Here is a 24696-nt window from a genome sequence, read left to right as displayed (position 1 = left end):
CGAAAGCCTGCGATGGAAAATTGCTTTCGGCTGGGCTAGCTTCACACTGGCGTATCCCCCTCACTCCCACTCGATCGTCCCCGGCGGCTTGCTCGTCACATCATACACCACCCGATTGATCCCCCGCACCTCGTTGATGATACGCGTCGCCACCTTGCCCACGAACCCCATGTCGAACGGATAGAAATCCGCCGTCATCCCGTCCACCGACGTCACCGCCCGCAGGGCGCAGACGTACTCGTACGTCCGGTAGTCGCCCATCACCCCCACCGTCCGAACCGGCAACAAGACCGCGAAAGCCTGCCAGATGTCGTCGTAGAGGCCGGCGCGGCGGATCTCCTCGAGGTAGATCGTGTCGGCCTTGCGCAGGATGTCGAGCTTCTCCGCCGTGATCTCGCCGGGGCAGCGGATGGCGAGGCCCGGGCCGGGGAAGGGGTGGCGGCCGACGAAGCCCTCGGGGAGGCCGAGCTCGCGGCCGAGCAGGCGCACCTCGTCCTTGAAGAGCTCGCGCAGGGGCTCCACGAGCTTCATGTTCATGCGCTCGGGCAGCCCGCCCACGTTGTGGTGGGACTTGATGGTGACGGACGGCCCGCCGGTGAAGCTGACGCTCTCGATCACGTCCGGGTAGAGCGTGCCCTGGGCGAGGAAGGCGGCGCCGCCCACCTTCCCGGCCTCGGCCTCGAACACGTCGATGAAGAGCCGCCCGATGGTCTTGCGCTTCGCCTCGGGGTCGTCCACCCCCGCGAGCGCGCCGAGGAAGGTCTCCTGCGCCTCCACGTGCACGAGGGGGATGTTGTAGGCGTAGCGGAAGAGGCTCACCACCTCCTGCGCCTCGCCCGCGCGCATCAGCCCGTGGTCGACGAAGACGCAGGTGAGCTGGTCGCCGATCGCCTCGTGGATCAGCACCGCGGCCACAGCCGAGTCGACGCCGCCGGAGAGGCCGCAGATCACGCGCTGCGAGCCCACCTGGGCGCGGATGCGGGCGATCGCCTCCTCGCGGAAGGCGGCCATGGTCCAGTCGCCCGTGCACCCGCAGATCGTGCGCACGAAGTTGCGCAGAAGGTGGCGGCCGTGCGGGGTGTGCACCACCTCCGGATGGAACTGCACGCCGTAGAAGCGCCGCGCCTCGTCCGCGACGGCGGCGAAGGGGGCGGCGTCGGAGACGCCGATGACGGTGAAGCCCTCGGGGAAGCCGGTGATCCGGTCGCCGTGGCTCATCCAGACGGGATAGCGCTGGCCGACCTCCCAGACGCCCTCGAAGAGCGGGCTCGGCGCGACCACCTCGACCTCGGCGCGGCCGAACTCGCGGTGATGCCCGACCTCCACCGCGCCGCCGAGCTGCGCCGCCATCAGCTGCTCGCCGTAGCAGATGCCGAGCACCGGCACGCCGGCGTCGAAGATCTCCTGCGGCGCGCCGGGGGCGCCGGCCTCGGTGACGGAGGCCGGCCCGCCGGAGAGGATGACGCCCCTGGGCTTCATGGCGCGGAACGCCTGCGCCGCCGACTGGAACGGCACGATCTCGGAATAGACCCCCTCCTCGCGCACCCGCCGGGCGATCAGCTGCGTCACCTGCGAGCCGAAATCGACGATGAGGATCTTGTCGTGGCTCGTCGCGGCGGCGGCATCGACGACGGGGGCGGCGGAGGTCGGGGTGGTCATGAGGGCGCTTTCGTCTGGCGCGGGGGCGCGCCGGCGCGCCCGTCCGCTGTCCCTCCCGGGATTACGCCAGGACGCCGGGTCGCGCAACGCCGCGCGACGACGCGAGGCCGCGCGACACCGCGAAGCAGGAAGCCGCCGGGGACCTCCTCCCCGACGGCCTCCGCCGACGCCGCCGGCCCGGAGCCGACGGGAAAGCTCGAATGAGGAGGCGTGATCGACCCGGACGGGCCGTGCGGCATCACGTGCACCTCGCGAGCCGGGACGCCGGCCCCGGAGGCGGCGGCGGGCTCCCCCCGCTGCCGCCGATCACGCGATCACGGTCAGCCGTCGGCGAACAGGACGGTCTCGACGTCGTCGCCGACATCGGTCACGCTACCGTCGTGGCGGTTCGTGTAGCGGCTGTAGGCGTCCCGCTCCTCGACGTCGTAGTCGTCGCGCGAGCCGGAGAACAGAACCACGTCGTCGCCGTCACCGCCGGTCACGGCGTTGTAGGTCGGCGGATCGAAGGGCTGCATTCCCGGGATCAGGAAGACGTCGTCGCCGTTCCCGCCGCGCATCGTGTTGGCGCCGCTCCCGCCGGCGAGCACGTCGTCGCCGTCGCCGCCGAGGAGCTCGTCGTCGCCCTCGCCACCCACGAGCGTGTCGTCGCCGGCGCCACCGGCGATCCGATCGTCGCCGGAATCGCCGTGGATCACGTCGTCGCCCGCCCCGCCGTCGGCCTGATCGTCGCCGGAGCCGAGGCGGATGTCGTCGTCGCCGTCCCCGCCATGGGCGATGTCGTCACCGCGGCCTGTGCGGATCGTGTCGTCGCCGCGGCCGCCGGAGACACGATCGTCGCCGCGCCCGGTGCGCACGACGTCGTCGCCGTCCTCGGCGATGACGGTGTCGTCGCCGTCGCCGGTGGTGACGGTGTCGTCGCCCGACCCGCCGTAGACGGTATCGTGGCCGTCGCCGGTGTCGATCGTGTCGGCGCCCGAGCCTCCGTCGACGCGGTCGTTCCCCGCACCGGTGGTGATTCGATCGTCGCCGGCTCCGCCGAGCACGATGTCGTCGCCGTCACCGCTGTCGATCGTGTCGGCGCCGTCCCCGCCGTCGACGTGGTCGTTGCCGGAGCCGGTGGTGATGCGGTCGCGGCCGCTGCCGCCGTAGACGACGTCGTCGCCAGAGCCGCCGTCGAGCGTGTCGTCGCCCGAGCCGCCGTCGAGCGTATCGTCCCCCGAGCCGCCGATCAGGCGATCGTTGCCCGATCCGCCGATCAGCGTGTCGTGGCCGGAGCCGCCGACGAGCGTGTCGTCGCCCGAGCGCCCGATCAGCAGGTCGTTGCCGGAGCGCCCGAAGAACGTGTCGTCGCCGGAGCCGCCGACGAACTTGTCGTTCCCGGACGTGCCGAAGCCCGGGGAGCCGAGGCAGGAATTGGCGAAGAACACCGCATCGAAGTGGCTGTTCGACAGGCTCCCCCGGTCGAAGGGGCAGCAGGTCCGATCGATCGTCATGGCTCTTCTCCCGTCAAGAAGATATGAGTGCCGCATCAGCGAGTATGCATAACGCGGCATGACGATCAAGTGGAATCATTCATTACGTATCAATGATTCGTCTGCATTATATAAAATCAGCCGATTTATGTCTTTCTGTCCAGTGCCGCAACGTAGAACCCGTCCACGCCGGTGCGAAGGGGTGACATCTGCAGGCCGTGCCGAGTCGAGCGCACCTGTGGCGCGAGGCTCGAGAGCCCTGCGGCCTCGAGCAGCGCGCCGGCGGGCACGGGCACGAAGCCCGCGTGCCGTGCGAGGAATGCGTCGAGGGCGCCGTCGTTCTCCGCCGGCAGGACGGAGCAGGTGACGTAGACGATGCGCCCGCCCGGGGTGACCAGCCGCGCCGCGCGGTCGAGCACCGCGTCCTGCTCGCCCCGGCGCTGGGCGAGCGAGCCGGGCCGCAGGCGCCACTTGGCGTCCGGATTGCGGCGCCAGGTGCCGGTCCCGGTGCAGGGCGCGTCGACGAGCACGACGTCGGCGCGGCCGTCGAGGTCCTCCACCGCGTCCGCCTTGCCGCGGGGGCTGCGGATCTGGACGTTGCGCACGCCCGCCCGTGCGAGCCGATCGTGGATCGGCGCGAGCCGGCGGGTGTCGGCGTCGGTGGCGTAGATCTGCCCGGAATTCTCCATCAGGGCCGCGAGCGCCAGCGTCTTGCCGCCGGCGCCGGCGCACAGGTCGACGACCTGCGCCTTGGCCGCCGGGCGTGCGAGGAGCGCGGCGAGCTGCGAGCCCTCGTCCTGGATCTCGATCCAGCCCTTGAGGAACTCGGGCTCGCTCTGGAGCGCCGGGCCGCGCCCGTCCTCGCCGAGCGCGATGCGCAGGCCGGCGGGGGCGTGGGGCGTCTCGATCGGCGCGAGGAAGGCGAGCGCGTTCTGCGCCTCCTCGCGGGTGACGAGGAGCGTGTTGACGCGGATGTCGAGGGGCGCGCGCTCGGCGAGCGCCCGCGCCTCGGCGACCACCTCCGCCTCGCCGAAGATCGCAGCGAGCTCGTCGTGGATCCAAGCGGGGTAGTCGCCCTGCACGTGGTGCGGCGCGTCCGTCAGGTGGGGCCGCCCCAGGCGGGCGCGCTCGTCTTCCGAGAGCGGTGCCGGCGCGAAGCGCGAGCCGTCGCACAGGGCGGCGATCTGGTCCGCGCTCATCCCGCGCTGGAGGGCGAGCATGCCGAGCACGAGGGCGCGACCGCCCAGCGGCTGATCGCCCTCCCCGCCCTCCTCGCGCGCGCCCATCACCCAGGCGGCGGAGGCCCGCCGGCGCAGGGCGTCCCAGACGAGCGTGGCGATGGCCGCGCGGTCCTTCGATCCGGCGAAGCGGTGGGAGAGGCCCCAGTCCTTCAGGGCGTCGGCGGCGGGGCGGCGGCGGGCGAGGAGGTCGTCGAGGACCTCCATCGCGCCGGAGAGGCGGGCTTGCGGTGTCATCGTCCGCATGTGGCAGGTTCGCCCCCGCGCCGCAAGCGCGTCAGCAGGCGATCCAGCCGATCCGGTTCGGGCCCGAGGCGGTCTCGCGCGTCCGTTCGCCGGTGCGCACGATGGTGAGCTCCGACGAGAGCCGCGCGCCGGTCTCGGCGTCGTGCTCGAAATAGACGAGCGCGCCCATCGAGCGGACGATCCGCGCCTCCACCCAGGGCCGCTCGCCGCGGGCCCGCGGGCCGCTCTGGCGCATCAGGATGCGCGCGTCCTCGAAGCGCACCGTCTCGCGCAGCGAGGCGGGATCGCGGGCGAGGCACCACTCGCCCTCCAGGAAGGCGATCTCCTCGCGCGACACGGGGCAGTGGCGCATGGCCGAATCGCACTCGTCCGCGTGCTGGCGCAGCTGGAAGGCGAGGTAGGTCCCGAAGGCGCCGAGCCCGAGGACGATCGCGGCGGCGACGGCGAGCTTGCGCACCGTATCAGCCCTCCTCGGCCTCGATGACGAGGATGCGCGCACCCTCCGCCACCTGGTCGCCGGGGCCGGCGGCGATCTCGCCGACGGTGCCGGCGATCGGCGCGGTGAGCGGATGCTCCATCTTCATCGCCTCGACGACGGCGAGCCGCTGGCCCTTCTCGACGCGCTCACCGGCGGACACGAAGAGCGCGACGACCTTGCCGTGCATCGGCGCCTTGACGAGCCCGCCGGCGTCGAGATGCTCGAGATCGACGCTCGCCGGGTCGAACAGCGCGACGCGGGTCTGGCGCCCCTCGCGCAGGACGAGGACGTCGCCCTCGGCCTCGACGAGCGTCGCCTCGGGCTCGCCCATGCCGAGCGTGGCGCCGGGGATCTCGACGGCGGGGCCGTCGGCGTCGAAGGTCACGTGCGCGTCGAGCCGCTCGCCGTCGACGAGGAGCGGCAGCGTCGTGCGCCGCTCGCCCATGAGCTGGAAGCCGTCCTCGGCGAGCCAGGGACTGGCTCCCTCGCGCAGCGCAGACCGCGCGGCCTCCCGCGCGGCTGCGAGATCGGCTGAGACCAGCGACAGCGCGCCCGCGGCGACCGCGGCCGGGTCGCGCTCCTGCGGCACGGCGCCCAGCGCCTCGAGGTTGCCGTCGATGAAGCCCGTGTCGAACGCCCCCTCGCGGAAGGCGGCGGCGTCGACGAGGCGGCGCAGGAAGGCGGCGTTGGTGCGCGGGCCGGCGACGACCGTCTCGCCCAGCGCACGAGAAAGCGCGTCGAGCGCCTCGCCGCGGGTCTCGCCGCGGGCGATGATCTTGGCGATCATCGGGTCGTAGAACGGCGTCACCTGGTCGCCCGCCTCGACGCCCGCGTCGACGCGCACGTCCTCGCCCTCGGGGAACGAGAGCGCGAAGAGGCGCCCCGTCGAGGGCAGGAAGCCGCGCTCGGGATCCTCCGCGTAGAGCCGCGCCTCGACGGCGTGACCCATCAGCGGCACGTCCTCCTGGCCGAACGGCAGCGCCTCGCCGGAGGCGACGCGCAACTGCAGCTCGACGAGATCGAGGCCGGTGATCGCCTCCGTCACCGGGTGCTCGACCTGGAGGCGCGTGTTCATCTCCATGAACCAGAACCGGTCCGCCCGCAGGCCCTCGCGCCCGTCGGCGATGAACTCGACCGTGCCGGCGCCGACGTACCCCACCGCCCGCGCGGCCTCGACCGCGGCGCGGCCCATGGCCTCGCGCACGTCGGCGGTCATGCCGGGCGCCGGCGCCTCCTCGATCACCTTCTGGTGGCGGCGCTGGAGCGAGCAGTCGCGCTCGTTCAGATGCACGACGTTGCCGTGGGCGTCCGCGAAGACCTGGATCTCGACGTGGCGCGGCGCGAGCACGTACTTCTCGACGAGGACACGCGGATCGCCGAAGGCTCCTTGAGCCTCGCGTTGGGCCGACGCGAGCGCGGCGTCGAAGTCCGCCACCTTGTCGACGCGGCGCATGCCCTTGCCGCCGCCGCCGGCGACCGCCTTGATCAGCACGGGATAGCCGATCTCGTAGGCCTTCTGGCGCAGGAAGTCGGGCTCCTGGCGCGCGCCGTGGTATCCGGGCACGACGGGCACGCCGGCCTTCTGCACGAGGGCCTTCGCCGCGTCCTTGAGCCCCATCGCCTCGATCGCCTCCGCCGGCGGCCCGACGAAGACGATGCCGGCGTCCGCGCAGGCGCGGGCGAAGGCGGCGCGCTCCGACAGGAAGCCGTAGCCCGGGTGGATGCACTGCGCGCCGGCGCTCCTCGCCACGTCGAGGATGGCGTCGATCCTCAGGTAGCTCTCGGAGGCCGGCGCCGGGCCGATGCGGTGCGCCTCGTCGGCGAGGCGTACGAACAGCGCGTCGCGATCGGCATCCGAATACACCGCGATGGTGCGCAGGCCGAGCCGCCGCGCGGTCCTGATGACGCGCACGGCGATCTCCCCGCGGTTGGCGACGAGCACGGATGACAGCACGGGCGACCTCCTGGCGTGGATGCCCGTCCTTTGGACTGGAGCGGCGGGCGAAGGTCAAGGGGTGCCGGGGCGCGGCGACTTCGCCACCGGTGTGGACAGGAATACGGATGGTCCGTAGTATGGTGACGTGGACGCGCCGATCGACTTCGAATGGGACGATGCGAAGGCCTCGGCCAACGAGGCCAAGCACGGCGTATGCTTCGATGTCGCAGCGGAGGTCTTCCGCGACCCGCGTCGGCGCGTGAGCGGCGACGACCGTCGCGACTATGGCGAGGAGCGCTTCACCACGGTGGGCACTGTCGGCACGACGTGCCTCGCCGTCGTGTTCACCATGCGCGGTGACACCGTCCGCATCATCTCGGCGCGACGCGCCAACCGGCGTGAGCGGCGGCTCTACCAGGGAGGGACGTGACGTGGAGGAGGTGACATGGCGATCGTGAGACGTCGGCTCGCAGAGGGTCCGCCGAGGCGCTTCACGCCCGAGCAGCAGGCGCGTCTGGACGCGATGACGGAGGAGGAAATCGAGGCGAACGCGCTCGGCGATCCCGACAACCCGCCCATGACCGACGCCATGCTGGAGCGGGCGGAGACCGGATACGCCGTCCGCAAGACCCGCGAACGTCTCGGCCTCACCCAGGCGGCGTTCGCCGCCCGCTACGGGATCTCGCTCGGGCGGCTGCGCGACGTCGAGCAGGGGCGCCACGATCCCGACCCGGTGCTCGTCTCCTACCTGAAGCTCATCGCCCGCGACCCGGAATGGGTCGCCGAGACAATCGCCGGGCGCGCCGCCGACCACGCGGCGTGACACCCCAACACCCCGGGTCGCGAAGCGGGCCCGGGGCCCAGATCCGCAGGGGTATGTTCAGCGTGCGCGAAGCGCGCGCGTCCACGGACGCTGCCGGAGGCGTTGCGCGCCGCGGCGTATGCACGCCGCTCCACCAAGCACCTGTGGTTCTGGGTCCCTGACTGCCTTCGGCATCGGGGATGACAGCCGTCCGGGGCGCCCCCCCCGCCGTCAGTCGAACAGCTCGGCCAGCGCCGTCATCGTCGGCTCGTCGGTGAGGTCGAGCTTCAGGGGGGTCACGGAGATGCGGCGGTTGGCGAGCGCCCAGAGGTCGGAGCCGTGGCCGGGCGTGAAGGGGGCGCGGGCGAAGGCGATCCAGAAATAGGGATTGCCGCGCCCGTCGCGCCGCTCGTCGATGCTCAAGAGCTCCTGGTTGCGCAGGCCCTGGTGGGTGACGGCGACACCCTCGACCTTCTCCGGCGCGCAGTCGGGGAAGTTGATGTTGACGAGCGTGTGGCGCGGCAGCTCGAGGCCGAGCACCTTGCGCACCACCTCGGCCCCGTGCGCCTCGGCGCAGCCCCACTGGATCGCCCCGCGCCCGCCGGCGCCGTAGGCCTGGGAGAGCGCGATCGAGCGCACGCCGAGCATCGTCCCCTCGATCGCGGCGGCGATCGTGCCCGAGTAGGAGACGTCCTCGGCGACGTTCTGGCCGCGGTTGACGCCCGACAGGATCAGGTCCGGCTTGCGCTCGGCCATGATGTGGCGCAGCGCCAGGATCACGCAATCCGTCGGCGTGCCCTTCACGGCGAAGTGGCCCTCCGCCGTCTCCCGCAGACGCAGCGGGTCGTTGAGCGAGAGCGAGTGCGAGACGCCGGACTGGTCCGTCTCGGGCGCCACCACCGTGACGTCGTCGGAGAGCTGCCGGGCGATCTTCTCCAGGCTCTTGAGGCCCGGGGCGTGAATGCCGTCGTCGTTCGTGCAGAGGATGCGCATGGGGGAGGATCTCAGGCTTTCTCGATGCGGGTGATGCCACCCATGTAGGGCGCGAGCGCGTCCGGCACCGTGACCGAGCCGTCCTCGTTCTGGTACGTCTCCATCACCGCGATCAGCGCGCGGCCGACCGCGATGCCCGAGCCGTTCAACGTGTGGACGAAATGCGGCTTGCCGTCGCGCCGGAAGCGCGCCTGCATGCGCCGGGCCTGGAAGTCCCCGCAATTCGAGCAGGACGAGATCTCGCGATAGGTGTCCTGCCCCGGCAGCCAGACCTCGATGTCGTACGTCTTGCGCGCGGAGAAGCCCATGTCGCCCGAGCACAGCGTGACGACCCGGTAGGGCAGCTCGAGCGCCTTCAGCACGGCCTCGGCGCAGCCGAGCATGCGCTCGTGCTCGTCGTTCGACCGCTCGGGCGTGGTGATCGAGACGAGCTCGCACTTCCAGAACTGGTGCTGGCGCAGCATGCCGCGCGTATCGCGCCCCGCTGCGCCCGCCTCGGCGCGGAAGGAGGGGGTGAGCGCGGTGAAGCGCAGCGGCAGGCCGTCCTCGGGGAGGATCTGCTCGCGCACGAGGTTGGTGAGGGGGACCTCGGCGGTGGGGATGAGGCCCAGCCGGCTCTCGCGCGGCGCGTCGAGCGCATCGCCCTTGATCGCCCAGAACTGGTCGTCCTCGAACTTCGGCAGCTGCGCCGTGCCGAAGAACGCCTCGTCGCGCACCATCAGCGGCGGCGCCACCTCCGTGTAGCCGTGCTCGCGGGTGTGCAGGTCGATCATGAACTGCCCGAGGGCGCGCTCCAGCCGGGCGAGTTGCCCCTTCAGCACCACGAAGCGCGAGCCCGACAGCTTCGCCGCGGTCTCGAAGTCCATCAGCCCCATGGCCTCGCCGAGCTCGTAGTGCTCGCGGGCGGCGTTGGAGCGGCGCGGGGTGCCCCAGGTGGAGCGCTCGACGTTCGCGCTCTCGTCGGGCCCCTCCGGCACGTCCGAGGCGGGGAGGTTGGGGAGCGAGGCGAGCTCGCGCTCGAGCGCCGCGACGGCGTCCTTCTCGGCGGCCTCGAGGTCGCCCAGCCGCTCCTTGAGCCCCGCGACCTCGGCCATCAGCGCCTGCGCGCGCGCCTCGTCGCCCGCCTTCTTGGCGCCGCCGATCTCCTTGGAGAGGCCGTTGCGGCGCTCCTGCGCGGCCTGCGCCTCGGCGATGACGCCCTTGCGGCGGTCGTCGAGGGCGAGCAGCGCCGCGGAGTGCGGCGGGAGCCCGCGCTTGCGCAGGCCCTCGTCGAAGGCCGCCGGGTTCTCGCGGATGGCGCGGATGTCGTGCATGTCTCTCGAGCCGGTGCCGGGTCTGGTGCGCGGCGCCGGATCGAGGTCGCCTCACTCGTTCGCCGCGTCGCGTGCGGCCTCGGCATCCGCACGCTTCTTCTCGACCATGCGGACCGCGAAGATGGAAGCCTCGTAGAGAAGCAGGGTCGGGATCGCAAGGGCGAACTGGCTGATGATGTCGGGGGGCGTGAACAGCGCCGCGACGATGAACACGAGCACGATCGCGTACTTGCGCTTGTCCTTGAGGTAGGCCGAATCGATGATCCCCGCCCGCGCGAGCAGCGTCAGCACCACCGGCAGCTGGAAGCAGATGCCGAAGGCGAAGATCAGCGTCATGATCAGCGAGAGGTACTCGCTCACCTTGGGCAGGAACTCGATCGTCGGCGCGCCCTCCACCGCCAGCTGCTGCATGCCGACGGAGAAGATCATCAACAGCGGCATCGCGACGAAATAGACCACCATCGCGCCGAGCGCGAACAGGACCGGAGTCGCCACGAGGTAGGGCAGGAAGGCCTGGCGCTCGGTCTTGTAGAGGCCCGGCGCCACGAACTTGTAGATCTGCGTCGCGATGATCGGGAAGGCGAGGAAGGCGGCGCCGAAGAACGCGACCTGGAGCTGCGTGAACAGGTACTCGAGCCCGTGCGTGTAGACGAGGCGCGCCATCTCCGGCGAGCCGACCGCGTTGACGTAGGGCTGGACGAGGATGTTGTAGATGTACTTCGCGAAGCCGAAGGAGGCCGCGAACAGCACCACGAAGGCGATCATCGAGCGGATCAGCCGCTGGCGCAGCTCGATCAGGTGCTCGATGAGGGGGGCGCGCGACGCCTCGATGTCGTCGGGATCGACCGAGATCGTCACGGCTTGACCTCTTCCTTCTCGGCCGGCGCGGCGCTCGCGACGGGAATCGGCTGCGGCGGGGGAGCGGGAGCCGGTGCGGGCGTGCCCGCCGCCTTCGCGCCGGGATCGTCGGTCGCGACCACGGCGTCCGACGCCTTGACGAAGGAGACCTTGCCTTCTGGCGACTGGACGACCGCGGCCTTGCCGTCTGCGCCGTCAGCGGGGTCCTTGCTCGGGTCCGTGCCAGGGTCCTTGGCGAGGCTCGGCCCCGCCGCGCCCGGCTTGCTCGCCGCCGCCTTGGCCGGGCTGCCGCCCTCCACCGCCCGCTTGAGCTCGTCGCGCGCCGCCTTGGCGGGGTTGAGCCCCGCCTGCGCGGCGCGGCCCATGCCCTCGACCTCCTTGCGGACCTGGTCGAGCTCCGCCTCGCGGATCGCCTGGTTGAACTGGCCCTGGAACTCGGACGCCATGCGGCGCACCTTGCCGACCACCTGGCCGACGGCGCGCAGGGTGCGGGGGAGGTCCTTGGGGCCGATCACGATCAGCGCCACCGCGCCGACCAGCAGCATCTCCCCCCAGCTCAGATCGAACATGGCTTCCTGCCCCGGGATCCCGCGCGGCCGACGGTCGCGTCACGCAACGTCATGCAGTTCGGTGCGCGCCGCAGCGGATGCATCACGACACGTCCGCCGATGCCGCGTCAGCCGGCCTTGTTGGCGTTCGCGTTCTGGGCGCTCGGCGCCGCCTGGCCCGGCTGGTGCTCGATCGAGCGCGGCGGCTCGTTCGCCTCCGCGCGGGCGGTCTCGCTCTCGTCCTCGGACATGCCCTTCTTGAAGGCCTTGATGCCCTGGGCGACGTCGCCCATCATCGCCGAGATCTTGCCGCGCCCGAACAGGAGCACGACGAGCAGGCCGACGACGATGATTTGCCACAAGCTCGGGGTCATGAGCGTTCCCTCCAGCGCCGGCCCGCGGCGCCACCTATTCCAACCGCGCCCAACCTAGTGGCGGGCCGTGGCGAAAACAAGAACTTCGGCCGGGTCGACATCGATTCCCACGTCCTCCCCCTCCCCCGGTTCCCAGCTCTCGCGGCAGCGCGCCTGCAAGGGCGCGTCGAGCCCCTGGACGGCCACGTGGACGAGGTCGACCTCGCCGAGGAAGCGGCGCGCGACGATCCGTCCCGGCAGGCAGAAGCCCGGCGCGCGCAGCCGGATCGCCTGCGGGCGCACGCACACGATCGCCCCCTCCCCCTCCGTCAGGCCGGGCGCCGGGAAGGCGCCGAGCGGCGTCTCCACGCGCCCGCGCCGCACCGTCCCCTCGACCTCGTTGAAGTCGCAGAAGAAGCGCGCCGCGAACAGGTCCGCCGGGCGGCGGTAGATCGCCTCCGCCGTTCCCTCCTGCACGATGCGCCCGGCGCGCATCAGCACGATGCGGTCGGCGATGCGCATCGCCTCCTCCGGGTCGTGGGTGACGACGATGGTGGTGGCCCCGGTCTCGCGCAGGATCGCCACCGTCTCCTCGCGGATGCGGTCGCGCAGGCGCCGGTCCAGGTTGGAGAAGGGCTCGTCCATCAGGAGCACGCCCGGGCGCGGCGCGATGGCGCGGGCGAGCGCGACGCGCTGCTGCTCGCCGCCCGAGAGCACGTGCGGATGCTCGCCCGAGAGCCGCTCGAGCCCCACCCGCGAGAGCGCCCGCGAGGCGGCCGCCAGCGCGTCGACCTTTGGCAGGGCCTTGAGGCCGAAGAGCACGTTGTCGAGGATCGTCATGTGCGGGAAGAGCGCGTAGTCCTGGAACATCAGGCCCACGCCCCGCGCCTCCGGCGGAACCCAGGTCGCCTCGCCGCTGACCTCCCGCCCGTCGAGCAGCACGCGCCCCTGCGTCGGGCGCTCGATGCCCGCCGCGACGCGCAGCAGCGTCGTCTTGCCGCAGCCGGAATGGCCGAGCAGGCAGACGAGCTCTCCCGGCTCGACGCTGAGGCTCACCCCGTCCAGGGCACGGGTGACGCCGTAGTCGACGTGCACGTCCTCGAAGGCCACCTGCGCCGGGATCGCCGCCCCCGCGGTCCCACGCTGCCCGAAGCGCCCGAAGGTCAGGCGATCGGCGATGGCGGCGGTGCGGGAGGGCTTCATGCGGTGCGCGGCTCGAGGGTGAGTGGTGGGAGCTATGTGCGTCATCGCCGGGCGTTTGTCGACCGGGCGGATGAGCCGACGAGATCGGTGGAAAAGCAATCCATGAATGCAATCCGCCGCCGCTCTCCCCTCCCCACGAGGGGGAGGGGAGAGCGTCGGCGCACGGCATTCGTCTCGAGCGAGATTTCCAACGGGTGCCGATCTCCGTCTCCTATCCACGATGGAGGGATCACGACGCCGGTGGCTTTCGCCCTGTGACGCGGATATCACTCCGGCGGCGGCGCGGGCACGGCTCGTCGCCCGAAGCATTCGGAGCAAGGACATGATCCAGGCGCTCGGCGGGGGCGGGGTCGCCCGCACGGAGATCACCCTCGTCGGCGTGCCGATGGAGGCCGGTGCCGGTGTGCGCGGCTGCTCCATGGGGCCGGCCGCCTACCGGGCCGCGGGGCTCGTCGAGGCGCTGCGCGATCTCGGCCACGGCGTGCGCGACGACGGCGACATTCCCGTCCCCCGCCCGGTCGGAGGGGAGACGACGCTCAAGCCGCTCGTCGAGACCTGCCGCAACGCGCGCGAGGTCGCGGGCTGGACGCGCGCGGTCCACGACCGTGGCTACGCGCTGATGAAGCGCGGCGGCATTCCCGTCTTCCTCGGCGGCGATCACGCGCTGTCGATGGGCTCGGTGGCGGCGGCGGCGCGCATCGCGCAGGAGGAGGGGCGCGACCTCGTCGTGCTGTGGCTCGACGCGCACGCGGACTTCAACACGCCCGAGACCTCGCCGTCGGGCAACATGCACGGCATGTCGCTCGCCTACCTCACCGGCGAGCCGTCGCTCGCGCCGCTCATGGACGACATCACGCCGATCGATCCGACGCGGGTGCACATCTTCGGCCTGCGCTCGATCGACGCCAAGGAGCGGCGGATCGTCGATGCGACGGGCGTCACCGTGTCGGACATGCGCGTCATCGACGAGTTCGGCGCCGCCGCGCTGATGCGCGACTTCCTGGCGAGCCTCGATGCGGCGCGCACCCACCTGCACGTCTCGCTCGACGTCGACTTCCTCGACCCCGACCTCGCGCCCGGCGTCGGCACCACCGTGCCGGGGGGCGCGACCTATCGCGAGGCGCATCTCGTGATGGAGCTGATCAACGAGAGCGGCCTCGTGCGCTCGGTCGACCTGGTCGAGCTCAACCCCTACCTGGACGATCGCGGCAAGAGCGCCCGGATGATGACCGAGCTCCTGGCGAGCCTGTTCGGGCGCACGATCCTCGACCGCAAGCCGGCGCGTCCGCCCGCCTGATCAGGCGCGCGCCGCCGGCGCGTCCCGTGCGGCGCGCAGGTGCACGACCGCCATCACGAGGATGATCATCGCGAGCACCTGGTGCGCGAGGCCGGCCCAGAGGGGCACCACCAGCAGCAGCGTCACCACGCCGAGCGCCGCCTGGGCCGTCGTCAGCCCCGCGAGCGCCACCGCGCGCTTCGCCGCCGCCCCGCCGGGGCCTACCCGCCACGCGGCGAGCGCGTGCCAGAGCGCGACGGCGAGGAGCGCGTAGGCGACGAGGCGGTGGTTGAGCTGCACGAGCGCGACGTTGTCGACGAAGTTCTCGATGAAGGGCTCGACGGCGAACAGGGTCGTGAGCGGCGGCGCGAAGCCGCCGTCCATCAGCGGCCAGGTGTTGAAGGTGAAGCCGGCCCGCGAGCCGGCGACGAGGCCGCCGAGCGCGATCTGGAAGACCAGCAGCGCGAGCACGATCTTCGCGCCCCGCACCACCGCGGGCGAGACCGGCGCGCGCTCGCGGACCGACAGCCCGGTCGCGACCCAGGCCAGCAGCCCGAGGATGAGGGTCGCGATGGTGAGATGCGCGGTGAGCTTGATGGGCGCGACCGCGGTCATGCCCGGCTCGAGCCCCGACGCGACCATGATCCAGCCCACCGTCGCCTGGAGGCCGCCGAGCGCGCCGATGACGAGCAGCCCGCCGGCGAGGCGCGTCGAAACCGCCCCTTTCAGCCAGAAGAAGACGAGCGGCAGGAAGAACACTACCCCGAGCAGCCGGCCGAGCTGGCGATGACCCCACTCCCACCAGTAGATGACCTGGAACTCGGCCAGGCTCATGCCGGCGTTGAGCAGGCGGTACTGGTCGATCTGCCGGTACTTCTCGAACTCGGTGAGCCAGGCGGACTCCGAGAGCGGCGGGATCGCGCCGGTGACGGGCTTCCACTCGGTGATCGAGAGCCCCGAGCCCGTGAGCCGCGTCGCGCCGCCGACGGCGACCATCGCGATCACCAGGAGGACGAGCGTCCACACCCAGGCGCGCACCGCGGCGGCGAGGCGAGGTCTCGCCGCGGCGCCGGAGGGCTCCGTTGTGGACCTCGTCGACTCTACCGCCAGCGTGCTCATCGCAATCCGTCGCTCGTTCCAGAAGGCGCGGCCCGCGTCAGTCCGCGCGCTTGATCCATCGGCTCGCGGCGGACATAGAGGCACGATCGCCCGCCCGCCAGCCCCCGCATCGCCGCACCCGCGGACGCGGCGGGCACATCGGAAGACACCGCATGACCCAACGTACGCGAAAGCTCGTCGGCACGATCGTGATCATCGTCTTCGTGATGATCTACGGCCCGATCGCCATGACGCTCGCCGACAGCCGCATCGCGGAGCTGCCGGGGATCGCGCAGGCGGTGGTCTACATGCTGCTCGGCCTCGTCTGGGTCGTGCCGGTCCTGCCGCTGATAAAGTGGATGCAGAAGCCGGATCCCGACCAGGCCTGAGCGGCGCCCCGCACGGTTGCGCGCCTGGCCGGTTCGCACCTCCCGACGAGGGTCGAGGTTGACCTTCGGGCGGCGAAGGGCGAACTCTCCGGCGCGCGGAGACGTTTCGACACCCGATGTTCCGGATCGCCCACCTCACGGACCCCCATGTCGGTCCCCTGCCCCGCCCCCGGCTCCGGGAGCTGCTGAACAAGCGGCTCACCGGCTTCTTCAACTGGCACAGCGGGCGCACGAAGGCGCACGACATGGAGCTCCTGGCCGCGCTCGTCACGGACATGCACGACCAGGAGCCGCATCACATCGCCTGCACGGGCGACGTCGCCAACATCGGGCTGCCCGAGGAATGGTCGACCGCGCGCGTCTTCCTCGAGGGGCTGGGGCCGCCGGACCGGGTGAGCTTCGTGCCCGGCAACCACGACGCCTACATCGAGGGCGCGCTGCAGGGCCTGCTCGCGGTCTGCGGGCCGTGGACGGAGGACGACGGCGGGGCGCTCGGCAAGTTCCCCTACGTGCGTCGGCGCGGGCACGTGGCCCTCGTCGGCCTGTCCTCGGCGATCCCCACCGCGCCCTTCGTCGCCAGCGGACGCATGGGCCGGCGCCAGATGGAGGCGGCCGAGCGCATCCTCGCGCAGCTCGGCGAGGAGGGACTCGTGCGCGTGGTGATGATCCACCACCCGCCCCACGTCGCCGGCGCCTCGGCGGGCCGCAACCTCACCGACGCCAAGCGCTTCGAGGCGATGATCGCCCGCACCGGCGCCGAGCTCGTGCTGCACGGCCACAACCACATCGGCTCGGTCGCGACGATTCCCGGGCCGCACGGTCCGGTCCCGGTCGTCGGGGCGCCGTCGGCGTCCTCGCGCGGCGGCACGATCACGCACCGCGCCGCCTACTACCTGTTCGACATCGACGAGGAGGCGGGCGAGACCCCCCGCATCCGCGCGCAGCTGCGCGGCCTCAAGCCCGACGGGACGATCGGCTTCCTCGAGGAGGTCTCGCTCACCGAGAAGTCCGGCGGGATCAAGGTGACCTTCCGCCCCGAGCGCCGCGCACGCTGACGTTCCTCCCCCATCGGGGGAGGTGGCGCCGGCGAAGCCGGTGACGGAGGGGGGCGCCGGAGGCGCTTCGGCGACAGGCGAAACGACCACCGTCGCGCTGCGGGACCCCGCCCCTGATCCGCTTCGCGGATCGTCCCCGCCCCGAGGGGGCGGGAGGCGCGTCAGGCGGCGGCGCGGGCGTCGTCGCCGCGGGCGTAGGCGCGGCCGAAGCGGTTCTCGAGGAACGCAGCGAGGCCGATGTCCTCCTGGCGCACGAAGCCCGCCTGCGGGAGCGCGCCGCCGGCGAGGAGATCGAGCACGGCGCAGACCGCCGAGGCGGTGGTGATCTGGATCGCGGAACGCACCCGCCCGCCGATCCGCTCGGCGTAGATCTTGCGGGCGAACGTCTCCTGCGTGAGCTGGCCGTCCTTCTGCCCCGACACCGTGACGAAGACGATGACGACGTCCTGCATCGTCGTGGGCACCGCCTGCTCCAGGATGTCCTTGAGCATCTCGCGCCGCTCGCGCAGCCGCAGGTCGTCGAGGAGCGCCTTCATCACCGCGCAGTGCCCGGGGTAGCGGATCGACCGGTAGTTGAGCGTGCGCACGCGCCCCGCCAGCGTCTCGCAGAGCGTGCCGAGGCCCCCCGAGGTGTTGAACGCCTCGTAACGCACGCCGTCGAGCGAGAACTCCTCGCGCTCGCCCAGCGCGGCCGCCTGCACGAGCCGCCCCTCGCGGATCGCCTCGCAGGGCTCGATGTACTCGTTGATCACCCCGTCGGTCGACCAGGTGAGATTGTAGTTGAGCGCGTTCGTTGGGAATTGCGGCAGGGCGCCGACCCGCAGCTTCACCTCGTCGAGCGTCTCGAAACGCGCCGCGAGATCGTGCGCGACGATCGAGACGAAGCCGGGCGCGAGCCCGCATTGGGGGATGAAGGCGCTCGACGCCCCGTCCGCCAGCGCCTTCACGCGTCGGGTCGTCGCGACGTCCTCGGTGAGGTCGAGATAATGCGTGCCGCTCGCCGCCGCCGCCTCGGCGATCGCCGCGGTGAGCTGGAAGGGGGCGGCCGAGATCACGGCGAAGGCGCCCGAGAGGCGCGCGCGCAGGGCGGCGGCGTCGGTGATGTCGAGCGTAGCCGCGGTCACCGGCGTGCCCTCGGTCGCGCGGGCGAGCGCGGCCTCGTCGCGATCGGCGAGCGTGACGGCGTAGTCGCCCGTGTCCGCCAGCATGCGGGCGACGATGCGGCCGATCTTGCCGGCGCCGACGACGACGATGTCCTTCATGGTGTACTCCCGAGACGGTCCGTGCGTGGTTGTCCGTGCGTGGTTGTCCGTTCCTGGCGGATGCCGGCAGGCTAGCCTTCCGCCGTGGCGGAAACGACGCTACGTTCCGCGCGTTTCGACGCTCAAGACGGGCGAATCGCCGATGCCGATGGACGATACGACGACGGACAGGACGACCGACAAGGATCGCGCGCTCATCGCGCTGCTGCGCGAGAACGCCCGCGCCCCGGTGGCCGAGATCGCCCGGCGGCTCGGCGTCTCGCGCACGACCGCGCAGAGCCGGATCGAGCGGCTCGAGCGCGCCGGCATCGTCGTGGGCTACGGGGCGCGGCTCTCGGCGGACTACGAGGCGGGGCTCGTGCGCGCGCACGTCATGATCGTGGCCGCGCCGAAGCTGACCCCGGCGGTGACGAAGGCGCTCGCGGCGATGCCGGAGGTGCGCCGACTGCTCTCCGTCTCGGGCGCCTTCGACATGATCGCCGAGGTCGCCGCCGAGAGCGTCGCGGTCCTCGACGCGGTGATCGACCGCATCGGTACGCTCGACGGCGTCGAGCGGACACAGACGTCGGTGGTCTTGTCCACGCGATTCGAGCGCTGAGGAGGCTGGCGCGCGTGCCGCGGCTGCGCTTTGCTGCGCGCTCGTCTCCGCTTTCCGCTCAGGGTCCGCACATGTCCCCTCGTCTCTCCCCCGCCGTCGCAGCCATCCAGTCCCCGCCGATCCCCGAGGCGCAGGGCTGGGCGCGCGCCTGGGACGGGACGCGCGGGCCGCTGATCGACCTCTCGCAGGCGGCGCCGGGCGGGGCGCCGCATCCCGACCTGCTGGAGCGGCTCGCCGCCGCCGCCGGCTCGGCGGACGCCGCGCGCTACGGGCCGATCCTCGGCGACGAGGCGCTGCGCGCCGCCCTCGCGGCGGACGTGTCGGGGCTCTACGGCGGGCGCGTCACGGCCGAGGACGTGGCGATCACCGCCGGCTGCAACGCGGCCTTCGTCACCACGATGCTCGCGATCGCCGCGCCCGGCGACGCGGTGCTGCTGCCGACGCCGTGGTACTTCAACCACGAGATGACGCTCTCGATGCTCGGCATCGCGGCGCGCCCCCTGCCCTGCCGGGCCGAGGACGGCTTCGTGCCGCGCGCCGAGGACGTGGACGGCCTCGTCGACGCACGGGTGCGCGCGATCGTGCTCGTCACGCCCAACAACCCGACGGGCGCGATCTACCCGCCCGAGACGATCGCAGCCTTCGCCGCGCTCGCCCGCGCGCGCGGGATCTGGCTCGTCGTCGACGAGACCTACCGCGACTTCCTGCCCGCCGGCGCCGGCGCGCCGCACGCGCTCTTCCGCGACGACGGCTGGCGCGAGGGCGTCGTGCACCTCTACTCGTTCTCGAAGAGCTACGCCGTCCCGGGCCATCGCCTGGGCGCGCTCGTGGCCGGGCCGGCGCTCGTCGAGGCGGCGGGGAAGATCCTCGACAACGTGCAGATCTGCCCCGCCCGCGCCGGCCAGGCCGCCGTCGCCTGGGCGATCGCGGCGCTGCGGCCCTGGCGCGAGGAGGCGCGCGCCACGCTCGAGGGACGCGCCGCCGCCTTCGCCGCCGCGCTGGCGCCGCTGCCCGGCTGGGAGATCGCCTCGATCGGCCCCTACTTCGCCTACGTCCGCCACGACCGGCCCGGCACGCCGGCCGCCGAGGTCGCGCGAGCGCTCGCCCGCGAGCGCGGGGTGCTGATGCTGCCGGGCAGCTATTTCGGGCCGGGGCAGGAGGATTACCTGCGCGTGGCGTTCGCGAACGTGGACGGGGCGCGGCTGGCGATGGTGGGGGAGCGGCTGGGGGCGGGGTGAGCGGGCATCAGCGCTCGAGCAATGCGCGGATGTCCTTGAGCAGAATGAAGAGGTGAAACGGATCGCTCGGGCTCGGCTCGAAATCGTATCGCGCGTACCAGGCACGCGCTGCGTCGTCCTTCGCGTGGACGAGGAGGGCCCGAATGCCAGCGTGTTCGGCGACGGTGAGCGTACGCAGCAGGGCATCCTGCAGGAGCTCGCTCCCGACGCCACCACGCTGCTCCGTCGCATCCACTGCGAGCCGCGCGAGCAGCGCGACGGGAACCGGATGCCTCGCGAGGCCTTTCGCGACCCTCGGCGGGACGAGGTCGGGATCGACGGAGCCGACGGTGAGGCTATAGTAGCCGATCACCCGACGCGCGCCACGGCACAGGACGAACGTCCGCGTACTGCCCGCCTTCTGGTTCGTCAGCGCGAAGCGCTTCAGGAAACGATCGAGCGCTTCCCTCCCGCAAACGAAGGTGTCGACGTCGTGCTGGGCTCCGAGCGGCTCGATGCCGCTCAGGCGCTCTCGTGCGACACTCACTCGATGATGCTCTTCTTGGCGAGAAGAGCTTCGAGCCGCGGCTTGTGGACGACGGGCCTGTCGAGGATTTCGTTGAACGCCTTCCAGCGCTCCTCGTCGAGGCGGAAGGTCCGGCGGTCCATGAGCGCTTCCTCGGCCGCCGTGATCCCCGCATCCACCAGGAAGTCCGTCACGTTCTTGTGCGTGGCGCTCGCAGCCTGCTGGAGGAGCGCCTTGACCTCGGTCGTCGTGCGAATCTCGATACGCTCGGCCTTCGCTTCCCGGGTCGCCATGGTCCGCTCCTCCCCATCGATAGCGATCGAATAGCATACGGACATCATCCGTACAACCCTGTCCGCCGCCCAGTCCTCTGTTCCAGACGCCCCTCTCGCTTTCCCCGCCCGATCCGATAATCTAGCCGGGTCCGAAGGTTAGCGGGGTCCCCCACCATGGTCGCCGGCTGGGTCGTCGTCGTCGCGGCCCTCCTCTATCTCTCGCTCCTCTTCGCCGTCGCCCATTGGGGCGATCGGTCGGGGGGCTCGCTCGTCGCCGGGCGGGCGCGGCCGTGGGTCTATGCGCTGGCGCTGGCGGTCTACTGCACCTCGTGGACGTTCTACGGGTCGGTCGGCCTCGCGACGGGGTCGGGCCTCGACTTCCTGATGATCTACGTCGGGCCGATCCTGGTCTTCGTCTTCGGGCACCGGGTGCTCGCGCGGATCGTGCGCATCGCCAAGGACCAGAACATCACCTCGGTGGCGGACTTCGTCGCCGCGCGCTACGGCAAGTCGGAGCGCGTGGCGGCGCTCGTGTGCCTCATCGCGGTGGTGGGCTCGCTGCCCTACATCGCGCTCCAGCTCAAGGCCGTCTCGTCCTCGCTCGACGTCTTCCTCGCCGCCGACGAGACCATGGCCTACGCCCGCACGACCTTCCCGATGTTCGGCGATCTCGCCTTCGTCGTCGCGGCCGTGCTCGCCTTCTTCGCGGTCGGCTTCGGCACGCGCCATGCGGACGCGACCGAGCACCAGGACGGTCTCGTGCTGGCCATCTCGCTCGAGAGCGTGGTCAAGCTCGTCGCCTTCCTGATGGTGGGCTTCTGGACGATCGCCGTCGTCTTCGGCGGCATACCGGGCCTCGTCGAGCGCCTCGCGAGCCCGCGGCCCGGCCAGGTCTCGATGAGCGACTTCCTGGGGCAGACCTCGAGCCCCGGCTATCTCGCGACGCTCGCGCTGCTCTCGGCCATCGCCATCGTCATGCTGCCGCGCCAGTTCCACATGGGCGTCGTCGAGAACCGCGAGCCCGACGACCTGCGCCGCGCCGCCTGGCTGTTCCCCCTCTATCTCGTGCTCATCAACGTCTTCGTCGTGCCCATCGCCATCGCCGGCGCGGACGCGCTCGCGCCCGGCACGGTCGATGCCGACATGACGGTGCTCGGCCTGCCGCTGGCGCAGGGCGCGGGGGCGATCGCGCTCGTCGCGTTCATCGGTGGGCTCTCGGCGGCGACCGCGATGGTGATCGTCGAATCGGTCGCGCTCGCGATCATGATCTCGAACCACCTCGTCATCCCGCTCGTGCTGCGCCGGCGCGGCGCCTTCGCCAGCGCCGCACAGCCGGGCGAGCGGGGGAGCGTGCCCGACGACCTCGGCGGCTTCGTGCTCGTCGTGCGGCGCATCGCGATCGTCGCGATGATCATGCTGGCCTACCTCTACTACCGCGCGGCGGGAGACGCGGCGCTCGCCGCGATCGGGCTCCTGGCCTTCGCGGCGCTGGCGCAGATCGCGCCGGCCTTCATCGGCGGGCTCGTCTGGGGTCGCGGCACGGCGGCGGGCGCGGCGGCGGGGCTGTCGATCGGCTTCCTCGTCTGGGCCTACACCCTCATGCTGCCGTCGATCGCCTGGCATTCGCCGATCGTGGACGATCTCCTCGCGGCCGGCCCGTTCGGCGTCGAGGCGCTGCGGCCGACGAGCCTGTTCGGCACGAGCCTGCCGGAGCTGACCCACGGCGTGATCTGGAGCCTCGGGCTCAACCTCGCGGCCTACGTCCTCGTCTCGCTGGCGCGCCCGATGACCGCCCTCGAGCGGCTCCAGGCCGCCGCCTACATGCCGGCGACGGACGCGCCGGCGACGCCCTCCTTCCGCTTCTTCCGCGCCGTGGTGACGGTGGACGAGCTGCGTGCGAGCGTGGCGCGCTATCTCGGCGAGGAGCGCGCCAACCGCTCCTTCGAGGGCTTCGCCTCCGCGCGCGGCGCACGGCTCGAGGCGGGCGCGGAGGCCGACATCCACCTCCTGCGCTACGCCGAGCACCTGCTCGCCTCGGCCATCGGCGCCGCGTCGGCGCGCCTCGCGCTGTCGCTCGTGCTCAAGCGCCGCAACGTCTCGACGGCGGACGCGCTCAAGCTCCTCGACGACGCCTCCGCCGCGATCCAGGCGAACCGCGACCTCCTCCAGCACGCGCTCGACCACGCCCGCCAGGGCATCACCGTGCTCGACTCCGACCTGCACATCCTGTGCTGGAACCGCGCCTTCGTCGATCTCTACGACCTGCCGGCGGACTTCGTGCGCGTGGGACTCTCGCTCGACGAGATCGTGCGCTTCAACGCGAGCCGCGGGTCGTACGGGCCGGGCGTGATCGAGCAGCAGATCGCCCAGCGCATCAACTCCTTCGTCCACGAGACGGCGCCGGTGCGGCTGCGGCTCTACCCACGCGAGCGCGTCATCGAGATCCGCACGACGCCGCTGCCGGACGGCGGCTTCGTCACCACCTACACCGACGTCACCGAGGCGGTCGCGGCCGAGGAGGCGCGCGCCCGCAACGCCGAGGAGCTCGAGCGCCGCGTCGCGGAGCGCACGGAGGAGCTCACCCGCCTCAACGAGGCGCTCACCCGCGCCAAGGCGGAGGCCGAGGAGGCGAACGCCTCCAAGACGCGCTTCCTCGCCGCCGCCTCGCACGACATCCTCCAGCCGCTCAACGCCGCGCGTCTCTACGCCACCGCGCTCGTCGAGCGCGATCGCTCGGGCGGCGACGCGACGCTCGCTGAGAACGTCGACGCCTCCCTCGACGCGGTCGAGGAGATCCTGACCGCGCTTCTCGACATCTCCCGCCTCGACACCGGCGCGATGAAGCCGCAATGGTCGAGCTTCCGCCTCGACGAGATGCTGCGCCAGCTCCAGCGCGAGTTCGAGCCGGTGGCCGCCGAGAAGGGCCTGCGGCTGCGCTTCGTCGCGCCCTCCCTCACCGTTCGCTCCGACCGGCGGCTGCTGCGCCGGCTCCTGCAGAACCTGATCTCGAACGCCATCAAGTACACGCCCTCGGGCACCGTCCTCGTCGGCGCGCGCCGGCGCGGCGGGAAGCTGCGGCTCGACGTGCTCGACACCGGGCTCGGCATCCCCCAGTCGAAGCAGCGCATCGTCTTCCGCGAGTTCCAGCGCCTCGACCAGGGCGCCAAGGTGGCGCGCGGGCTCGGGCTCGGTCTCTCCATCGTCGAGCGCATCGCGCGCGTGCTCGACCACAAGCTGGATCTCTCCTCGGAGAGCGGGCGCGGCTCGCGCTTCTCGGTGCTGCTGCCCGTCGTCGCGCCGCTGCCGGCGATGGCGCAGCCGGCGGAGGCGCCCGTCGTGCCGGCGATGCCGCTCGCGGGCCTGCGCGTGCTGGCGATCGACAACGAGCCGGCGATCCTGGAGGGCATGCGCACGCTGCTCGGCGGCTGGGGCTGCCGCATGACGACCGCCGCTTCGCTGAAGGAGGCGATGGAGCGCCTGCGCCACGAGACGCACGGGCCCGACGTCGTCATCGCCGACTATCATCTCGACGAGGGCACCGGCATCGAGGCCATCGCGGCCCTGCGCTGGAAGCTCGGCGACCTCCCCGCCATCCTGCTGACCGCCGACCGGACGCTGCCCGTGCGCGACGAGGCGGCGGAGAAGCAGATCCACGTGCTCAACAAGCCCCTCAAGCCCGCCGCCCTGCGCGCCCTCCTCGCGCGCTGGCGCGCGGAGCGCCGCGCCGCCGCGGAGTAGCGCGCCCGCATCCTCCCCGCAGGGGAGGACGGAGGCCGAAGGCCGGAGGGTGGGGAGGACGGCGATGCCGCTCGCCAGCAGATCCGAAGGCCCCACCGTCCGCGCGAAGTGTCCAGCGGATAAAAGGTTGACAGATCTGACCGGATGAATGGTTGACAGATCA

23 protein-coding genes are annotated in these 24696 nt (G+C 71.9%); 8 read left to right on the top strand and 15 right to left on the bottom strand.

Annotated features, from left to right (window positions below; all coding sequences use genetic code 11):
* Window positions 1-60: 60 nt before the first annotated feature.
* The 5 genes from guaA to ACTZWW_RS14520 all read right to left on the bottom strand — a co-directional run bounded on the left by guaA (window position 61) and on the right by ACTZWW_RS14520 (window position 7047).
* On the bottom strand, window positions 61-1659 hold the full coding sequence (gene guaA, locus ACTZWW_RS14540; RefSeq protein WP_444781684.1) for a glutamine-hydrolyzing GMP synthase: 1599 nt from the start codon (window positions 1657-1659) through the stop codon (window positions 61-63).
* A gap of 320 nt (window positions 1660-1979) precedes the next feature.
* Window positions 1980-3152: a calcium-binding protein gene (locus ACTZWW_RS14535; protein ID WP_444781683.1), complete on the bottom strand. Its 1173-nt coding sequence runs from the start codon at window positions 3150-3152 to the stop codon at window positions 1980-1982.
* 125 nt (window positions 3153-3277) lie between these two features.
* Entirely contained in the window at window positions 3278-4606 is a 1329-nt protein-coding gene (locus ACTZWW_RS14530) for an RsmB/NOP family class I SAM-dependent RNA methyltransferase (protein WP_444781704.1), read from the bottom strand.
* A 40-nt stretch (window positions 4607-4646) separates the two neighbouring features.
* On the bottom strand, window positions 4647-5072 hold the full coding sequence (locus ACTZWW_RS14525; RefSeq protein WP_444781682.1) for a hypothetical protein: 426 nt from the start codon (window positions 5070-5072) through the stop codon (window positions 4647-4649).
* Between the two features lie 4 nt (window positions 5073-5076).
* Entirely contained in the window at window positions 5077-7047 is a 1971-nt protein-coding gene (locus ACTZWW_RS14520) for an ATP-binding protein (protein WP_444781681.1), read from the bottom strand.
* A 127-nt stretch (window positions 7048-7174) separates the two neighbouring features.
* On the opposite strand from ACTZWW_RS14520, the gene ACTZWW_RS14515 reads away from it, so the two are divergent.
* Together ACTZWW_RS14515 and ACTZWW_RS14510 are read left to right on the top strand one after the other, a co-directional pair.
* Entirely contained in the window at window positions 7175-7459 is a 285-nt protein-coding gene (locus tag ACTZWW_RS14515) for a BrnT family toxin (protein WP_444781680.1), read from the top strand.
* A 15-nt stretch (window positions 7460-7474) separates the two neighbouring features.
* Window positions 7475-7852 carry a helix-turn-helix domain-containing protein gene (locus ACTZWW_RS14510; protein ID WP_444781679.1) on the top strand — a complete coding sequence of 126 codons (378 nt, stop codon included), beginning with the start codon at window positions 7475-7477 and terminating at the stop codon, window positions 7850-7852.
* Between the two features lie 210 nt (window positions 7853-8062).
* Here ACTZWW_RS14510 and surE read toward each other — a convergent pair whose 3' ends face one another.
* The 6 genes from surE to ACTZWW_RS14480 all read right to left on the bottom strand — a co-directional run bounded on the left by surE (window position 8063) and on the right by ACTZWW_RS14480 (window position 13099).
* The gene (gene surE / locus ACTZWW_RS14505; RefSeq protein ID WP_444781678.1) at window positions 8063-8824 is read right to left on the bottom strand and encodes a 5'/3'-nucleotidase SurE; all 762 of its coding nucleotides are present in this window, start codon (window positions 8822-8824) and stop codon (window positions 8063-8065) included.
* An 11-nt stretch (window positions 8825-8835) separates the two neighbouring features.
* Entirely contained in the window at window positions 8836-10137 is a 1302-nt protein-coding gene (gene serS, locus ACTZWW_RS14500; RefSeq protein ID WP_444781677.1) for a serine--tRNA ligase, read from the bottom strand.
* Between the two features lie 51 nt (window positions 10138-10188).
* Window positions 10189-10995: a twin-arginine translocase subunit TatC gene (gene tatC / locus ACTZWW_RS14495; RefSeq protein WP_444781676.1), complete on the bottom strand. Its 807-nt coding sequence runs from the start codon at window positions 10993-10995 to the stop codon at window positions 10189-10191.
* Window positions 10992-11564: a Sec-independent protein translocase protein TatB gene (gene tatB, locus ACTZWW_RS14490; protein ID WP_444781675.1), complete on the bottom strand. Its 573-nt coding sequence runs from the start codon at window positions 11562-11564 to the stop codon at window positions 10992-10994. Before tatB ends, tatC begins: the two co-directional genes overlap by 4 nt.
* 107 nt (window positions 11565-11671) lie before the next feature.
* The gene (locus ACTZWW_RS14485) at window positions 11672-11917 is read right to left on the bottom strand and encodes a twin-arginine translocase TatA/TatE family subunit (protein WP_444781674.1); all 246 of its coding nucleotides are present in this window, start codon (window positions 11915-11917) and stop codon (window positions 11672-11674) included.
* A gap of 54 nt (window positions 11918-11971) precedes the next feature.
* Window positions 11972-13099, bottom strand: coding sequence for an ABC transporter ATP-binding protein (locus ACTZWW_RS14480; protein ID WP_444781673.1), 1128 nt, complete (start codon window positions 13097-13099; stop codon window positions 11972-11974).
* 322 nt (window positions 13100-13421) lie between these two features.
* Here ACTZWW_RS14480 and rocF point away from each other — a divergent pair, with 322 nt between their 5' ends.
* The gene (gene rocF / locus ACTZWW_RS14475) at window positions 13422-14396 is read left to right on the top strand and encodes an arginase (protein WP_444781672.1); all 975 of its coding nucleotides are present in this window, start codon (window positions 13422-13424) and stop codon (window positions 14394-14396) included.
* Here rocF and ACTZWW_RS14470 read toward each other — a convergent pair whose 3' ends face one another.
* Complete coding sequence (locus tag ACTZWW_RS14470; RefSeq protein ID WP_444781671.1) at window positions 14397-15494, bottom strand: COX15/CtaA family protein; 1098 nt, start codon at window positions 15492-15494, stop codon at window positions 14397-14399. It lies immediately after the preceding gene.
* Between the two features lie 152 nt (window positions 15495-15646).
* Between ACTZWW_RS14470 and ACTZWW_RS14465 the strand changes: the two genes are divergently transcribed.
* Window positions 15647-15862, top strand: a complete 216-nt coding sequence (locus ACTZWW_RS14465) for a DUF2842 domain-containing protein (protein WP_444781670.1) — start codon at window positions 15647-15649, stop codon at window positions 15860-15862.
* Window positions 15863-15978: 116 nt separating this feature from the next.
* Window positions 15979-16917, top strand: a complete 939-nt coding sequence (locus ACTZWW_RS14460; RefSeq protein WP_444781669.1) for a metallophosphoesterase family protein — start codon at window positions 15979-15981, stop codon at window positions 16915-16917.
* Window positions 16918-17078: 161 nt separating this feature from the next.
* Here the strand turns inward: ACTZWW_RS14460 and ACTZWW_RS14455 are convergent, their stop codons facing one another.
* Window positions 17079-18179 (bottom strand): saccharopine dehydrogenase C-terminal domain-containing protein, encoded by a 1101-nt coding sequence (locus ACTZWW_RS14455; RefSeq protein ID WP_444781668.1) that lies wholly within the window; start codon window positions 18177-18179, stop codon window positions 17079-17081.
* Between the two features lie 148 nt (window positions 18180-18327).
* Here ACTZWW_RS14455 and ACTZWW_RS14450 point away from each other — a divergent pair, with 148 nt between their 5' ends.
* Complete coding sequence (locus ACTZWW_RS14450; RefSeq protein ID WP_444781667.1) at window positions 18328-18777, top strand: Lrp/AsnC family transcriptional regulator; 450 nt, start codon at window positions 18328-18330, stop codon at window positions 18775-18777.
* Between the two features lie 71 nt (window positions 18778-18848).
* Window positions 18849-20015, top strand: coding sequence for an aminotransferase (locus ACTZWW_RS14445; protein ID WP_444781666.1), 1167 nt, complete (start codon window positions 18849-18851; stop codon window positions 20013-20015).
* Window positions 20016-20022: 7 nt separating this feature from the next.
* Here ACTZWW_RS14445 and ACTZWW_RS14440 read toward each other — a convergent pair whose 3' ends face one another.
* Together ACTZWW_RS14440 and ACTZWW_RS14435 are read right to left on the bottom strand one after the other, a co-directional pair.
* Window positions 20023-20541, bottom strand: coding sequence for a GNAT family N-acetyltransferase (locus ACTZWW_RS14440; protein ID WP_444781665.1), 519 nt, complete (start codon window positions 20539-20541; stop codon window positions 20023-20025).
* Window positions 20538-20813, bottom strand: a complete 276-nt coding sequence (locus tag ACTZWW_RS14435) for a type II toxin-antitoxin system TacA family antitoxin (RefSeq protein ID WP_444781664.1) — start codon at window positions 20811-20813, stop codon at window positions 20538-20540. Before ACTZWW_RS14435 ends, ACTZWW_RS14440 begins: the two co-directional genes overlap by 4 nt.
* Before the next feature lie 156 nt (window positions 20814-20969).
* On the opposite strand from ACTZWW_RS14435, the gene ACTZWW_RS14430 reads away from it, so the two are divergent.
* Complete coding sequence (locus tag ACTZWW_RS14430) at window positions 20970-24533, top strand: NahK/ErcS family hybrid sensor histidine kinase/response regulator (protein WP_444781663.1); 3564 nt, start codon at window positions 20970-20972, stop codon at window positions 24531-24533.
* Window positions 24534-24696 lie beyond the last annotated feature (163 nt).

This window comes from Salinarimonas sp. NSM, from assembly GCF_052380005.1.
Taxonomy (GTDB): Bacteria; Pseudomonadota; Alphaproteobacteria; order Rhizobiales; family Beijerinckiaceae; genus Salinarimonas.
The sequence above is the reverse complement of the archived record's forward strand: the minus strand, read 5'-3'. Positions and strand labels throughout refer to the sequence as shown.

What these genes read in the sequence shown, in the direction of transcription:
- guaA (WP_444781684.1), bottom strand. Translation starts at nt 1,659, where the DNA reads ATGACCACCCCGACCTCCGCCGCCCCCGTCGTCGATGCCGCCGCCGCG.
- ACTZWW_RS14535 (WP_444781683.1), bottom strand. Translation starts at nt 3,152, where the DNA reads ATGACGATCGATCGGACCTGCTGCCCCTTCGACCGGGGGAGCCTGTCG.
- ACTZWW_RS14530 (WP_444781704.1), bottom strand. Translation starts at nt 4,606, where the DNA reads ATGACACCGCAAGCCCGCCTCTCCGGCGCGATGGAGGTCCTCGACGAC.
- ACTZWW_RS14510 (WP_444781679.1), top strand. Translation starts at nt 7,475, where the DNA reads ATGGCGATCGTGAGACGTCGGCTCGCAGAGGGTCCGCCGAGGCGCTTC.
- surE (WP_444781678.1), bottom strand. Translation starts at nt 8,824, where the DNA reads ATGCGCATCCTCTGCACGAACGACGACGGCATTCACGCCCCGGGCCTC.
- serS (WP_444781677.1), bottom strand. Translation starts at nt 10,137, where the DNA reads ATGCACGACATCCGCGCCATCCGCGAGAACCCGGCGGCCTTCGACGAG.
- tatB (WP_444781675.1), bottom strand. Translation starts at nt 11,564, where the DNA reads ATGTTCGATCTGAGCTGGGGGGAGATGCTGCTGGTCGGCGCGGTGGCG.
- ACTZWW_RS14485 (WP_444781674.1), bottom strand. Translation starts at nt 11,917, where the DNA reads ATGACCCCGAGCTTGTGGCAAATCATCGTCGTCGGCCTGCTCGTCGTG.
- ACTZWW_RS14480 (WP_444781673.1), bottom strand. Translation starts at nt 13,099, where the DNA reads ATGAAGCCCTCCCGCACCGCCGCCATCGCCGATCGCCTGACCTTCGGG.
- rocF (WP_444781672.1), top strand. Translation starts at nt 13,422, where the DNA reads ATGATCCAGGCGCTCGGCGGGGGCGGGGTCGCCCGCACGGAGATCACC.
- ACTZWW_RS14470 (WP_444781671.1), bottom strand. Translation starts at nt 15,494, where the DNA reads ATGAGCACGCTGGCGGTAGAGTCGACGAGGTCCACAACGGAGCCCTCC.
- ACTZWW_RS14465 (WP_444781670.1), top strand. Translation starts at nt 15,647, where the DNA reads ATGACCCAACGTACGCGAAAGCTCGTCGGCACGATCGTGATCATCGTC.
- ACTZWW_RS14460 (WP_444781669.1), top strand. Translation starts at nt 15,979, where the DNA reads ATGTTCCGGATCGCCCACCTCACGGACCCCCATGTCGGTCCCCTGCCC.
- ACTZWW_RS14455 (WP_444781668.1), bottom strand. Translation starts at nt 18,179, where the DNA reads ATGAAGGACATCGTCGTCGTCGGCGCCGGCAAGATCGGCCGCATCGTC.
- ACTZWW_RS14450 (WP_444781667.1), top strand. Translation starts at nt 18,328, where the DNA reads ATGGACGATACGACGACGGACAGGACGACCGACAAGGATCGCGCGCTC.
- ACTZWW_RS14445 (WP_444781666.1), top strand. Translation starts at nt 18,849, where the DNA reads ATGTCCCCTCGTCTCTCCCCCGCCGTCGCAGCCATCCAGTCCCCGCCG.
- ACTZWW_RS14435 (WP_444781664.1), bottom strand. Translation starts at nt 20,813, where the DNA reads ATGGCGACCCGGGAAGCGAAGGCCGAGCGTATCGAGATTCGCACGACG.
- ACTZWW_RS14430 (WP_444781663.1), top strand. Translation starts at nt 20,970, where the DNA reads ATGGTCGCCGGCTGGGTCGTCGTCGTCGCGGCCCTCCTCTATCTCTCG.